The organism is Acidimicrobiia bacterium, from assembly GCA_029210695.1.
Taxonomy (GTDB): domain Bacteria; phylum Actinomycetota; class Acidimicrobiia; order Spongiisociales; family JAHEDJ01; genus JAHEDJ01.
Genome location: JARGFH010000082.1, coordinates 1 through 12,593, shown reverse-complemented (window position 1 = coordinate 12,593; position 12,593 = coordinate 1). Strand labels below are relative to the sequence as shown.

At 61.7% G+C, this 12,593-nt stretch carries 11 protein-coding genes; 3 read left to right on the top strand and 8 right to left on the bottom strand.

The window, feature by feature from the left end; all coding sequences use genetic code 11:
• Window positions 1–184: 184 nt before the first annotated feature.
• Window positions 185–1,846: a DUF885 domain-containing protein gene (locus tag P1T08_17015; protein ID MDF1597783.1), complete on the top strand. Its 1,662-nt coding sequence runs from the start codon at window positions 185–187 to the stop codon at window positions 1,844–1,846.
• 20 nt (window positions 1,847–1,866) lie between these two features.
• On the opposite strand, the gene P1T08_17010 is transcribed toward P1T08_17015, so the two are convergent.
• The 8 genes from P1T08_17010 to pyrB form a co-directional block, all read right to left on the bottom strand.
• Window positions 1,867–2,103 (bottom strand): PLDc N-terminal domain-containing protein, encoded by a 237-nt coding sequence (locus P1T08_17010; GenBank protein ID MDF1597782.1) that lies wholly within the window; start codon window positions 2,101–2,103, stop codon window positions 1,867–1,869.
• 82 nt (window positions 2,104–2,185) lie between these two features.
• A complete protein-coding gene (locus tag P1T08_17005; protein ID MDF1597781.1) occupies window positions 2,186–3,034 on the bottom strand; it encodes a carbohydrate ABC transporter permease in 849 nt (282 codons plus the stop codon).
• Window positions 3,031–4,401 (bottom strand): sugar ABC transporter permease, encoded by a 1,371-nt coding sequence (locus P1T08_17000; GenBank protein ID MDF1597780.1) that lies wholly within the window; start codon window positions 4,399–4,401, stop codon window positions 3,031–3,033. The genes P1T08_17005 and P1T08_17000 overlap by 4 nt, the downstream gene beginning before the upstream one ends.
• Window positions 4,402–4,411: 10 nt before the next feature.
• Window positions 4,412–5,821, bottom strand: a complete 1,410-nt coding sequence (locus P1T08_16995) for an extracellular solute-binding protein (protein MDF1597779.1) — start codon at window positions 5,819–5,821, stop codon at window positions 4,412–4,414.
• A 163-nt stretch (window positions 5,822–5,984) separates the two neighbouring features.
• The gene (locus tag P1T08_16990) at window positions 5,985–7,442 is read right to left on the bottom strand and encodes a pyridoxal-phosphate dependent enzyme (protein MDF1597778.1); all 1,458 of its coding nucleotides are present in this window, start codon (window positions 7,440–7,442) and stop codon (window positions 5,985–5,987) included.
• A gap of 20 nt (window positions 7,443–7,462) precedes the next feature.
• Window positions 7,463–8,740, bottom strand: coding sequence for a threonine synthase (locus P1T08_16985; protein ID MDF1597777.1), 1,278 nt, complete (start codon window positions 8,738–8,740; stop codon window positions 7,463–7,465).
• Complete coding sequence (gene arcC, locus P1T08_16980; GenBank protein MDF1597776.1) at window positions 8,733–9,677, bottom strand: carbamate kinase; 945 nt, start codon at window positions 9,675–9,677, stop codon at window positions 8,733–8,735. Before arcC ends, P1T08_16985 begins: the two co-directional genes overlap by 8 nt.
• Window positions 9,677–10,627, bottom strand: coding sequence for an aspartate carbamoyltransferase (pyrB, locus tag P1T08_16975; GenBank protein MDF1597775.1), 951 nt, complete (start codon window positions 10,625–10,627; stop codon window positions 9,677–9,679). The genes arcC and pyrB overlap by 1 nt, the downstream gene beginning before the upstream one ends.
• Window positions 10,628–10,765: 138 nt before the next feature.
• On the opposite strand from pyrB, the gene P1T08_16970 reads away from it, so the two are divergent.
• The gene (locus P1T08_16970; GenBank protein MDF1597774.1) at window positions 10,766–11,497 is read left to right on the top strand and encodes a GntR family transcriptional regulator; all 732 of its coding nucleotides are present in this window, start codon (window positions 10,766–10,768) and stop codon (window positions 11,495–11,497) included.
• Between the two features lie 19 nt (window positions 11,498–11,516).
• The gene (locus tag P1T08_16965) at window positions 11,517–12,491 is read left to right on the top strand and encodes an ornithine carbamoyltransferase (GenBank protein ID MDF1597773.1); all 975 of its coding nucleotides are present in this window, start codon (window positions 11,517–11,519) and stop codon (window positions 12,489–12,491) included.
• Window positions 12,492–12,593 lie beyond the last annotated feature (102 nt).

Genomic DNA, 12,593 nt, shown 5'->3' with positions numbered 1-12,593 from the left:
TCATTCTCCCAGGTCAGAAGGCATTTTCTATGTCAATCCCAACCGTCAGACACCGATCAGACCGGTGGATCCAGGCTGAATGTATCGGCCCCCCGGAGAGGCAAGTGAAGGCGGAATCCCTTGTAGACATTGGATATTCCTCATGCCCATCGTCACCCGACCAGATCGCCGCTAGCGTGAGCGCATGGACACCATCACCGCCCTCGCCGACGAGTTCCACGCGTTCCATCTGCAATCCGACCGAATGGGTGCGCTCTGGAAGGGCAACCTCGACACCCTCGAACTCTGGGAGGACTTCACGCCGGATGGCGTCGAACATCGACGGTCGGAGCTACGGCGTTTCGCTTCCACGGCAGGAGCAGCCACAGTCGAGATCGGACCCCATCCAACGCTCGACCTGATCGCCTTTGCTGCGGGGTCGACCGACGAGCAACTCGAGTGGTATCACGATCTCCAGCTCTTCAACTCGAATATGGGTTTCCATCCGATGCTTCTGACCTTCGGTCCGCGGTTTCCGTTGACGACGGCCGAGCACGGCGAGCGCTATCTGGTGAGAATGGCCAATCTCCCGGACACTCTCACGGAATTCGCGGCCCGGATTGTGTCGGCCGTTGCAAGGGGCCGGGTCGCCAACCGCACCATCGGTGAGCAGACACTGGCCGGCCTCGATCGCCATCTCGGGGCACCGACCGATCCGCTCCTCGCCCAACCTGCACCAACCGAGATGACCGCAACCGAAGCTGCACGCTGGAGGGACCGGCTGGCCGCCATCCTCACCGATCAGGTCCGACCGGCGTTGTCCGATCTTCGGAAGGTGGTCCACGACGTGGCCCTTCCGGCGGCGCGCCCCGATAGTCAACCCGGTCTCGTGTATCTGGACGGCGGGGCCGAGAGCTATGAGCGTTTGGTGTGGGCGAATGTCACGAGAGCGGTGCCGTCTCGCCGGGTCCACGACATCGGCCGGCAGCAAGTGGAGAAACTCGAAGACGAATACCCGCAGATTGCCGGCCCGCTCCTCGGCACAACGAACGTCGCCGAGATATACGATCGGCTTCGCAGCGATCCCGCTCTTCACTACTCCGATGCCGCGACCCTCGTGGCAGATGCCACCCGTGCGCTCGCCAGGGCCGCGGCGGCCATGGGCGACTGGTTCGGCGTCCTGCCGAAAGCGCCGTGTGTTGCCAAATCGATCGAGCAGGGGCCCCTTGCGTTCTATTCGCAACCCGCTATAGACGGTTCCAAGCCCGGGACGTTCTTCTTCAACACCGCCGACCCGTCGATGTGGGGAACCTTCCAGGTCGAAGCAACGACATATCACGAAGGGATTCCAGGCCACCACCTGCAGGTAGCCCTGGCGCTCGAGAACGAGGATCTTCATCCGATTCACCACGAACCGCTCTCCGTTGCATACCTCGAAGGGTGGGCCCTCTACACGGAGCGGGTCGCGGACGAGATGGGGCTGTATTCGTCTGATCTCGACCGGGTCGGCATGCTGGCGGCCGACTCGATGCGGGCCTGCCGGTTGGTCGTGGATACCGGCCTCCATGCCCTCGGGTGGTCACGCGAACAAGCGATTCGCTACATGCTCGACCACAGCCCGATGACGCGGACACAGGTCGAGGGCGAAATCGACCGATATGTTGGTGTGCCGGGCCAGGCCCTCGGATACATGATGGGCCGACTCGAAATCGAGGAGATCCGCTCCAACGCGGAGGCACGCCTGGCCGATCGGTTCGACATCAAGGACTTCCACGATGTGGTTCTCGGACACGGCGACGTTCCGATGGAGACCCTCGCCCGGATGGTCGACGAATGGATAGACATGGCCATAGGCCATAGGCCATAGGCCAATCGGAGAGTTACTTCTCAGGCGATTGAGTCTCCGCCGGCTGCCTGCAATGCAGGGCGGGCGATTACGAGGTACAGGATCGGCCCGAGCAGCGAGAACAGCAGCACGACCAGCGCCCAGACAATCTGATTTTGGTTGGCCCGGGCCCACACCGGAGCCGGCGTGCGGACGACATCGATGATCGCCCACAGATGGAGGGCTAGCCCGCCCAAACCGAGTATCCCGACGACAAGACCCACCAAGCCAGCAGTCATTCGATTGTCCCCTGTGTTCGTTGCAGGATTCTAGAGCCGTACCGGGGCCGGCCAGTTCGCCGGCAGCCCAGAACGAGTCGGTTTACTTGTCGGCCGTGATCGAGAAACCCGACATGAACGGCTTCTGAAGCAGAATGAACACGATGGTCGGCGGGATCGATGCCAGCAGGGCGGCGAGCATCAACGGTCCGTACGTCAACCCGACGTCGATACCCTGCAGATTCTGCAGGCCCACCTGAATGACCTGGGCCTCCTGCTTCGAAATGATCAGGACAGGCCACAAGTACATGTTCCAGCCGTAGACGAACTGAATGACCGCCAGGGCCCCGATGGTGTTCCAGGACAGCGGAATCAGGACCTTGGTGAGGAACTGGAGCGGACTGGCCCCGTCGACCTGCGATGCCTCAGCGAGATCGTTCGGCAGGTTGGCGAAATGCTGCCTGAACAGGAACGCGCCGGTGGCCGAGGCCGCGAACGGAACGACCAGCGCCGCCATCGTGTCCTTCCAATCGAAGGCAGACACCAATCGGAAGAGAGCCAGGATCATGACCTCGGTCGGCATCATCAACGTGATCAGCACGAAGAAGAACACAATCCATTTCGCCTTGAATCGGAAGTAGACGAACGCCAGTCCCGCCGCCAGTGACAGGATCGTCTTGGCGACGGTGATCAGCACAGACTGAACCGTCGAGTTCCACATGTAGCGACCGAGATTCCGGCCGAACCAAACGTCCTGGAAGTTCTGAGCCAGCGAGTCACCGGGTGTCAACTTGAAAGCGAACACATCGGGATTCGACTGGGTGGCGATGAGCGCCGCGTAGGCGAGCGGGAACCCGATCAGGAACGTCGTGAGGATGAGAGCGCCGTGGACCGGCCAGGACCGACCCCGGAACCAGTTCTTCTTTCGTACACCTACTGCGAGCCCGGTCATCCCCCGCCTCCATAGGTGATACGACTCTCCGACTGTTTGAACTGCCAGACGGTCAAACCGATCACCGCCAAGAAGAGCAGCACCGACTGGGCAGCACCCCGACCGATATCCCGGTTCTCGACGCCGACGCGAATGATCTCGTAGATGGCCACAGAAGTCTTGCCGGCCGGGGCGCCCCTGGTCAGGTAATCGATGGTGCCGTACACCTCGAAGAACGCGTAGGTCAGGTTGGTGATCAGGAGGAAGAAGGTGATCGGAGCGAGCGAAGGCGTCACCACGTACCGAAAGCGCTGCCAGGCCGAGGCCCCATCGAGGACCGAAGCTTCGATCTGATCACCCGGAACGTTCTGAAGGCCGGCCAGGTAAAAGAGCACGTTGTAGCCGAGGATCTTCCAAGTCGAGGCGGCGATGACGGCGAACCGGGCCAGGAACACATCCTCCCGGTAGTTGGGGAAGGTAACCCCAACCAGTTCGAACAGATGCTGGATGATGCCGGCGGTCGGGTCGAACATCATGAAGAAGAGGATGCCGGCGACCGGAGGAGAGACCGCATACGGCCAGATGAGCAACGTCCGGTAGACGGTCATCCCGCGAACCTTCTGGAAGGCGAGGTACGCCACGGCCAGGCCGAGAATCATGCCACCGGCAACGGTCCCTGCCGACACAACCAGCGTGTTGACGTAGATGCCGCGATATCCCCTGGGGCCTCCGTTGAACATGTAGTAGAGGGCCAGCAGCAACACCACGATCCCGAAGGGCTGAAGCGCGGTGGCGGCGGTCAGGCTCATCGACCCCAAGCTCGCCCGTCGCTTCCACAACCCGAGCCCCCACATGACCCCGACCGCGATCAAAGGGAGAATGACCAGAATCCACGGGTTGGGCGTGAGGAGTTCTGAGAAGTTGGCGAGACACACCTCGATCTGACGGGGTGCCCCCAACCGGACCAGTTTCGTGGAGAGCGTGAACGTTTGGACCGCCGGGACGTAGAGAAAGACGACCAGGATGACGATGGTCGGCAGCAGAAGCGCCCAGGGCCACCACCAACCGAGCCGGTAGGTACCGGTGCGGATGTCGCTCCCGATACTGCCGGCGTCTCTCCCACCCTTGGCGGAAGCGAGAACGACCGACGTGCCGGACGCAACGGCTAGTCCTATCCCGCCGGCAACCGCGATACCGAGGATGTGTTGGGCAGCGTCGACCTCAGGGCTGTAGGCGCAACCACCTGTCAAGACGGAAACAACGACCGCCCCGAGGGTGCCCAGCAGGGCACCCACGAGGTATCGCCGGGCGGGGCGAAGCCGGCGCGCCGTACGGAATCCGTACGCGCCGGCCCCGGCCCCCGCTAGTAGTGCGAGTAACGCACTCATCGGCTAACGATTAGCCACCGAAGAGGGAGTTGTACTCGTCGAGAAGCTGTTGGGCTTCTGCGTTTGCTTCTGTCAGCCGTTGCTTTGGATCTATGTCGTTGACGAGCATGTCCTCCGCGGCCGCGGTGATGACGTCACGAATGGCAACGAAGTTACCGAGCAACGCACCCCTGGCGGCTGGCGTATCTGCCGCAGCAGCCAGTTGGTCGGATGCGACCAGGCTGTTCGGGCTCTCGTCGTAGAAGCCCTCGTCCTTGAGTAGTTGCACGGCAGCCTCTGTGATCGGGATGTAACCCGTGATCTTGTGCCACTCGGCCGCGTTGGCAGGATTCGAGAAGAAGTTCATGAACGCCAGGGCGCCATCTTCCGTCACGGTGTCCAGCCCATTTCGCAACCACAACGTCGCTCCACCGATCAGGTTGCCTTCGTACGGCACGTCGCCGTTGTAGGGCATTGGTGCTGCCACAACGTTGAAACCGTTCTCGGTGCCCGTCTCGGTGATTACCGTCGTATCTGAGGACGAGTAGATCAACATACCGACCTCTTGTGCCTGGAAGGCAGTGTTGGTGCCGTCCCAGTCGCGCTGAACGCCGGTGTAGATGTAGTAGCCCAGATCGTCGAGGCTCTTCCACCACTCGAAGTAGGCGACCATGCCATCGGAGTCGAGGTAGACCTCGGTGGCCCGACCATCGCGGCCGTTGTCGTTGTTCGCCAGCAACTCACCTTCTTGACCCAGCGTCTGCTCGACGAACCACGAATGGTTCGGCCAAGTGATGCAGCCCTTGGGCGCATCGGCTATCGCCATGATCTTCTCGCAGGCCGCGTCGACGTCTGCCCAGGTTTTCGGGATCTCGGCGACGCCTGCGGCGTCGAGGATGTCCTGATTAACGAACATGATCGCCGAGGAGGTGTTCCACGGCATCGAGTAAAACTCGCCGTCGACGGTGTAGTAGTTCCGGGCGGCCGAAACGACGTCATCGAGGATCACAGGCTCACCGAGAATCTCGGTGCGACCACCGATCGCCTCGGTCACCGACTTGAAGATCGGATTTCCGTCTGCATCCACCGTATCGAGAGCCTCCTGGGTGGCGGCCTCGAAGAAGTGAATGATCTCGGGCGGGTTGCCACCCTCGAGCGCCAACTGCGCCTGCTCAAACACGGTGTTGTACGAATCGAACGCCGTTACCGCGACGTTGTAGTCCGAGTGTGCAGAGTTGAACTCGGCGGCCCGCTCTTCCGTGTAGGTGAGACGGGGTCCGTCGGCAAACGCAATCCAAATGTCAATGGTTGTGACCGTGCCCGGCACAGCCGTGACGTCGGTTCCACCATCATCGGGGGTTGTCTCATCTGTGGAGTCGCCACACGCGGCGAACACGAGGGCAAACACCACGAACAGAGCAAACCAGGACTTGTATCTCATAGACACCCTTCCCTTGGGTCCAATTACAGAGTGAGCCTAGGCCGGAGAAGGTGCGGTTGCATCATCGAGAGACCGGCCACCCGGTCTGATGATCCCTGTCAGCATTTCGCGCCACATTCCGGGCGGATCGACCCGGAATATGGCGCCGGAAATGGTCGAAGTGCTACAGATCAACCCTGGTGTTGAAGGCCTCGATCAGCTCATCGATCGGGTCGACCATGGCCTGGATGTTCGTCCAGTAGTCGGGGTCGTACCACTGTGCCTGGATCTCCTCGTAGGTCTTGCCCTGCTGCTCGACCCATGTGTAGTACTTCAGGTTGTGGACCCGCTTGCGGTCGTAGTACCCGAGTTCTTGGACGTGGTCGATTCCCTGCCCGAGCAAGTAGCGGTGGTAGGCGGCGGCCGCGTCGAGAGTCGTGAACTCTCCACGCTCGTCGTTCAGTTCTCGCAGGCGGCTTCCGTACATCTCCATAGAGTCGGTGCCGACGGTTACGATGACATCCTGGGAGCCCATCTCGTAGTACTTGGCCATCTTGATCGCCATGAGCATGTTGCCGATTCCGGAAATCCCGAGCAGCGGCAGCTTCTCGATCAGACCGGGTGCGACTCCCTGGTCGGCCAGATAGGCCGTTCCGGCCGGTTCGTTGAACAAGCGAGTGAGGGAAATCGTCGCCTCATCATCCAGACCGATCGCCATATCAGTGTTCTTGGCGTTATGGATCCAGGGGATGTGCTTATCGCCGATTCCCTCGATCCGGTGCTCGCCGAAGCCGTTGTAGAGAATGGTCGGGCACTGGATGGCTTCGCCTGCTGCGATCTTGGAGTTGGGGTACAGCTGCTTGAGGTAGTCGCCCGAGGCGATCGTGCCGGCCGAGCCGGTGGTCAGGGTCACGCCGCGGAACTCGTCTCCGGGTCGCATCGCTGCCTCGAGCACCTCGACCATGGCCGGACCCGTCACCGCGTAGTGCCACAAGTAGTTTCCGAACTCGTCGAACTGGTTGAAGATCACCAGGTCCTCCCCCGAGGCGCGCAGTTCGTTGCACTTGTCGAAGATCTCCTTGACGTTCGACTCTGTTCCCGGCGTGGCGATGATCTCGCCTGCCACGGTCCTCAACCAGTCGAACCGCTCCCGGCTCATCCCCTCAGGAAGGATTGCGACGGATTCGCACGCCAGCAGATGCGAGTCGTAGGCGCCTCCCCGGCAGTAGTTGCCCGTCGATGGCCAGACCGCCTTCTGAGTAGCGGGATCGAACTGGCCCGTGACCAGGCGGGGCACCAGGCATCCGAAGGCGGCTCCCACTTTGTGGGCACCGGTCGGGAACCACTTGCCTTCGAGGAGGAGAATCCTGGCCGGCGTGCCGGTCAGTTCCGAGGGAAGTTCTATGTAGTTGACCGGCCCGTAGCCGCCACCGCTCGGGGTCGGCTCGTTGTGCCAGGTGATCCGAAACAGGTTGCGAGGGTCGAGATCCCACAACCCGACGGACGTCAGTTCTTGCTTGATCGAGTCGGGGATCAAGGACGGATCGCGCATCTGCTTGAAGGTCGGGATGCGAATCGAACGTTGATGAGCCTGGGTAACGGCCGATTCCAGGGTTGCTTCGTGGATGGTGAGATCGATCATGCGTAGTCCTTCGTGGTTGGTCATTCGCCCCTGGTGGCAAGGGCTTCCTTCAATGCAGCGAGTGTCGGTTCGATCACCATCGGCTCGGTGCCGGCGGCCGTAACGGCCTTCATCGCCGAGGCCACGTCTTTGAGCCCGCTGCCGGTCGAGAGGACAACCACCCGATCGGATGAGCCGACGAGTCCGCGCTCGGCAGCGGCAATCAGGCCCGCATGGGCAGCCGCGCCGGCCGGCTCGGCAAATACGCCCGAGCCGCGCGCCAGGACCGGCACCGCCGCCAGAATTGCTTCGTCGGAGACGCGCAGGTAGGCGCCGCCGGTTTCACGGACGGCCGCCATCGCCTTGATCCGGTCACGCGGCAGGTCGGCGCTGATCGAGTCGGCCAGCGTGTCTGCGGAGATCGGCGCCTTGATGAGAACGTCTTCGTTGTTCTCGAACGCCTGCACGAGGAAGTCGCTGCCGGCGGCCTGGATGCCGAAGAGGCGCGGTGAGTGATCGATCCAGCCGAGAGCCTGCGCATCCTTCATCGCCTTGTGCACCCCGCCGATGATCGATCCATCACCCACACTCACAAATATGGCGTCGGGTGCGTTCCACTCGAGTTGTTCGAGTATCTCGAGACCGGCCGTCTTCTTGCCTTCTGTCATGTACGGGTTGAAGCCCGTGTTGCGGTTGTACCACCCGTATTCGGCCGAAGCGGCCATACATAGATCGAAAGCATCCCCGTAGTTCCCCTTGACGAGGACAACGATCGATCCGTAGGCGAGAAGCTGGGCAATCTTCGCTTGTGGCGCAGACTCGGGGACGAAGATCACGTTCTTCTGACCCATCGAAGCCGACAAGCCGCTCAGCGCGGCTGCTGCGTTGCCGGTGCTGGCGGTCGTCACGATGTCCGCGCCGACCTCCCGCGCCTTGACCAGCGCCATGGCACTGGCGCGATCCTTGAGAGAAGCAGTCGGCTGTCTGCCTTCATCCTTGACCCACACCCCCGCCAGGCCGAGCGCGGCGGCCAGCCGGGGAGCGTCGTAGGTTGGAGTCCAACCGACCGTGAGCGGCGGAACCTCTGCATCGGCTGCGACCGGCATGAGCGGCCGATAGCGCCACATCGTCATCTCACGGTCATCCGCCAGTGACTCCCTGGAGAGGCGCGACCCGACCCGCTCATAGTCGTATCGGACATCGAGGATGCCCTCATTGCCGCATTCCCCGCAGACGTACCCGGCCGCATCCGCCGGGTACGACTGCCCGCAAATCACACAGACGAGACCTGTGACATGCTCTAGACGACCGTCAGTCATGAACGATACGGGTTCCTGTTGCACCGGCAACGGCATGCTCGAGGTTCGCCGGGTTGGTGATCAAGGCTTCTTTTCCACCGCCCTCGAGGAACTGCACGACGGCTCGCATCTTCGGAGCCATCGACCCTTCGCCGAAGTGGCCGCCCTCCTCGAGGTACGTCTTGACCTCCGACAGAGTCAGCCGGTCGACCCAGCGTTGCTCCGGCGTGCCGAAGTTGAGTGCCACCTTCTCGACCGCAGTCGAGATCAGCAGCATGTCGGCGTCGATCAGGTTGGCCAACAGTGCCGACGCGAGATCCTTATCGATCACAGCCGCGACTCCGTGCAGGTCGCCGTTCTCATCGGCGACTACCGGAATACCGCCGCCACCGACGCAGATCACCACCACACCGGAGTCGATGAGCTGGCGGATCACGTCGATCTCGACGATACGCTGCGGTTGAGGTGAGGCGACGACCCGTCGCCAACCGCGCCCCGCATCTTCCTTGATCGCCCAACCTTCCTCCTGGCGACGCCGATTGGCTTCTTCTTCGTCGAGAAAGGTTCCGATCGGCTTGGACGGGTCGAGCATCGCCGGGTCGGTCGAGCTCACCTCGACCTGAGTGACAACCGTGACGACGGGTTTCTGAATCCCCATCGCCCGGAAGTCGTTGATCAGATTCTGCTGCAGTGCATATCCGATCGCCCCCTGCGTGTCGGCTCCGGCAACGTCCATCGGGATCTCGTGCAGTTCCCCACGCGCCAGCTCGGAGCGCCGCATGATGAACCCCACCTGCGGTCCGTTGCCGTGAGAGATCGCCACGTCCCAGCCACCCTTCACGAGCTGCGCTATGTGCTGGTCGGTCTCGGCGGCCGCGTTGTACTGATCCTCCACCGTCTGGTGGTCCTTGTCGGCAATGAGCGAGTTACCGCCGATGGCAATGACGAGTCTGGGCATTACTCCATCACTCCGAGCACTGACGCAATCAGCGCCATCCGCATCACGACCCCGTTGTAGGCCTCTTGCCAGTAGCGGGCGTGCTTGAGCTGGTCGACCTCGGGCAGCAGCTCATCCATCCGGGGCAGCGAGTGGAGGATGATCGAGTCGCCCTTGGCCCGCTTCATGACCTCTCTGGTGATCTGGTAGTTGGCAGGCGTCCGACCGTACTCGTCCTGCTTGTCTTGGCGCGACTGGGTGTAGTCGGGCTGAACGACGGGCTCCATGTAGATGACGTCTGCCTCGTGAATCACCTGGTCGATGTGCTCGACGATCCGGTAGTTCGTTCCCATCTCGTCCAGTTCTGCCAGGAACTCGGGCAGCGGCGACATCTCTTCGGGAGCGAGGACCACCATCTCCGCATCGAACTGCGACAGCGCGTAGCCGAGGGAGTGCATAGTGCGCATCCGGTGATCACCGATGGCTACAAACGTGAGCCCGTCGATGGTGCCCTTCTCGTTCAGCACCGTGTAGAGGTCGGTAAGGACCTGGGTCGGATGTTCCCCCCATCCATCACCAGCATTGATGACGGGAATCGATGCCCACCTGGCAGCTTCGTGCGGGGCACCCTGCTGGAAGTGGCGCATGACGAGCACGTCGCCGTAGTACTCGAGCATGTGGACGGTGTCCTTGATCGACTCCTGGTAGAAGTCGCCGGCGCGGGTCATCTTGGCATCCGAGAACCCGGTGACGTGGCCCCCGAGGCGGTGCATCGCAGCTTCGTGGGCGAGGCGGGTGCGCGTCGACGGCTGGTAGAACGCCGTCACCATCGTCTTCTCGGCCAGCAGATCGACGTTCCGGCGTTCCCTGGCGATCGGTTCGAGTTCATCGGCGATCTGGAAGATGTGTTCGAACTCGTTTCGTTCGAAACCTTTGAGCGAAAGGATGTCCCTTCCGGCGAAGCTGCGCATGTGCTGTTCTCCTCGTATTGCGGTACCGGTTACTCGAGGCTCCTCGTGTCGCGCCCCGATGGGGCTGGACAGGCGGGGTAGCCTCCTGTACGATTTGTCATACAATCATACAACAGTATCACCGGACGTGCTAGCCAGATGATCACCCGCAGCCCATCACTCACCGACCAGGTGAAAGCGAACCTCAAGGAGCGCATCGTTTCCGGCGCGTTTGAGGAGGGTCGCATTCCGTCGGAGACCGAGCTGGCGGCTGAGCTCGGGGTGAGCAGGACGACGATTCGCGACGCACTCAGCAGGCTCGAGAACGAGGGGTCGATCTATCGCAAGCAGGGAGCCGGGACCTTCGTAAACCAGCCGGGCCTCCAGATCAAGTCCCGTCTCGAGGAGATCTGGTCGTACGAGGAAGTACTCCAGGATCATGGCTATACCCCATCTGTCCGAGTCATCGGACTCACTCCACGGCCCGCATCAGAATCACTGGCGGGGGATCTCGGTATCGAATCCGGCGAACCAGTACTGGTCGTCGAGAAGGTATTCCTGGAAGACGACCGTCCGGTGGTGCTTACGTACAACCGGATCCCGACCCGGCACATCAAAGTCGAGATCACGAAAAAGTCCGGAGCGCTCCCCCTCTACGACCTCCTCGACCGGCACTGCAACCGACCCCTCGGCTACTACCTCTCCGAGATCGTTCCCGTCGCACTTCCTTCCCACGAGGCGGACGAACTCGGCATTCCTCGCCGGACACCGGCACTCAGTTTTGAAGAGGTTGGATACGACCAGGACAACGAACCGGTCGTGCAATCGACCTCATTCTTCCGTGACGACTTGCTGCGCTTTCGCCTGATCAGGCGAAAAGTCGGAGCCTGACCAGACCAAAGGAGTATCGATGCAAACCCATCTGCACGGGCGGGACATGATCACCACCCAGGAGTGGACCAGAGACGAGCTGGACACGATCATCGACGTGGCGCTCGACCTCAAGCGACGTCGTGCGCTCGGCGAACAGCATGCGCTGCTGGACAACAAGGTACTCGCCATGTTGTTCTTCTTCTCGAGCACGAGGACCAGGGCGAGCTTCGAGGCCGGGATGGCACAACTCGGCGGGCATGCCATGTTCCTCGACAGCACCACCACCCAGATCGGACACGGCGACACGTGGCGGGAGATCGGTGAGATCCTCGGCCGATACGACGACGGTATCGCCATCCGCAACGTCGATTGGGGCATCGGCAATCAGTACATCCGGGCAGTTGCCGAAGCCAGCCGGACGCCGGTCCTCAATATGCAATGCGACTGGTACCACCCGTTCCAGGCCCTCGCCGATCTGCTCACGATCATCGAACAGAAGGGCGACCCTCGCAAGCTCACGATCAACATGAGCTACGCCTACGCATCGAGCTATCAGAAGCCGATCAGTGTGCCCCAGAGTGTCATCCTGCTGATGACCCGCTACGGCGCCAATGTTCGGCTCACCCGGCCGCCGGAGTTCAAGCTGATGCCGGAGATCATTGCTCAGGCCGAGGACAACGCCAGGGCAGCGCACGGAGGTTTCGAGATCATCGAGGACTTCGAAGAGGGAATGCGCGGCGCCGACGTGGTCTACGCCAAGGCGTGGGGATCGATGCTGACCACCTCGGATCACGAGGAGTCGGCGAAGATCTCGGCGAACTACACAGACTGGATCGTCGACCCCCGTCGCATGGAGATGGCCGACGAAGACGCCATCTACATGCACCCGCTGCCGGCGGATCGCAACGTGGAAGTCGCCGACGCCGTCATCGATGGTCGCTGGAGCCGCGTTTACGATCAGGCCGAGAACCGACTGCACGCACAAAAAGCCGTGATGGCGTTGACGATGTGAAGAGGTTCTAGGTTTTGGGTTATAGGTTCTAGTGGTCTGTCGCTGAAATGGCGAACCGGTGTAGTGTTGGGGGATGGTTGCTACTGCTGAAGCGTTGCGGAT

Bases quoted from the DNA above. Each gene is read 5' to 3' on its own strand.
- P1T08_16995 (MDF1597779.1), bottom strand. From the start codon at position 5,821: ATGAGATACAAGTCCTGGTTTGCTCTGTTCGTGGTGTTTGCCCTCGTG.
- P1T08_16990 (MDF1597778.1), bottom strand. From the start codon at position 7,442: ATGATCGATCTCACCATCCACGAAGCAACCCTGGAATCGGCCGTTACC.
- P1T08_16970 (MDF1597774.1), top strand. From the start codon at position 10,766: ATGATCACCCGCAGCCCATCACTCACCGACCAGGTGAAAGCGAACCTC.
- P1T08_16985 (MDF1597777.1), bottom strand. From the start codon at position 8,740: ATGACTGACGGTCGTCTAGAGCATGTCACAGGTCTCGTCTGTGTGATT.
- P1T08_17010 (MDF1597782.1), bottom strand. From the start codon at position 2,103: ATGACTGCTGGCTTGGTGGGTCTTGTCGTCGGGATACTCGGTTTGGGC.
- P1T08_17000 (MDF1597780.1), bottom strand. From the start codon at position 4,401: ATGAGTGCGTTACTCGCACTACTAGCGGGGGCCGGGGCCGGCGCGTAC.
- arcC (MDF1597776.1), bottom strand. From the start codon at position 9,677: ATGCCCAGACTCGTCATTGCCATCGGCGGTAACTCGCTCATTGCCGAC.
- P1T08_17005 (MDF1597781.1), bottom strand. From the start codon at position 3,034: ATGACCGGGCTCGCAGTAGGTGTACGAAAGAAGAACTGGTTCCGGGGT.
- pyrB (MDF1597775.1), bottom strand. From the start codon at position 10,627: ATGCGCAGCTTCGCCGGAAGGGACATCCTTTCGCTCAAAGGTTTCGAA.
- P1T08_16965 (MDF1597773.1), top strand. From the start codon at position 11,517: ATGCAAACCCATCTGCACGGGCGGGACATGATCACCACCCAGGAGTGG.
- P1T08_17015 (MDF1597783.1), top strand. From the start codon at position 185: ATGGACACCATCACCGCCCTCGCCGACGAGTTCCACGCGTTCCATCTG.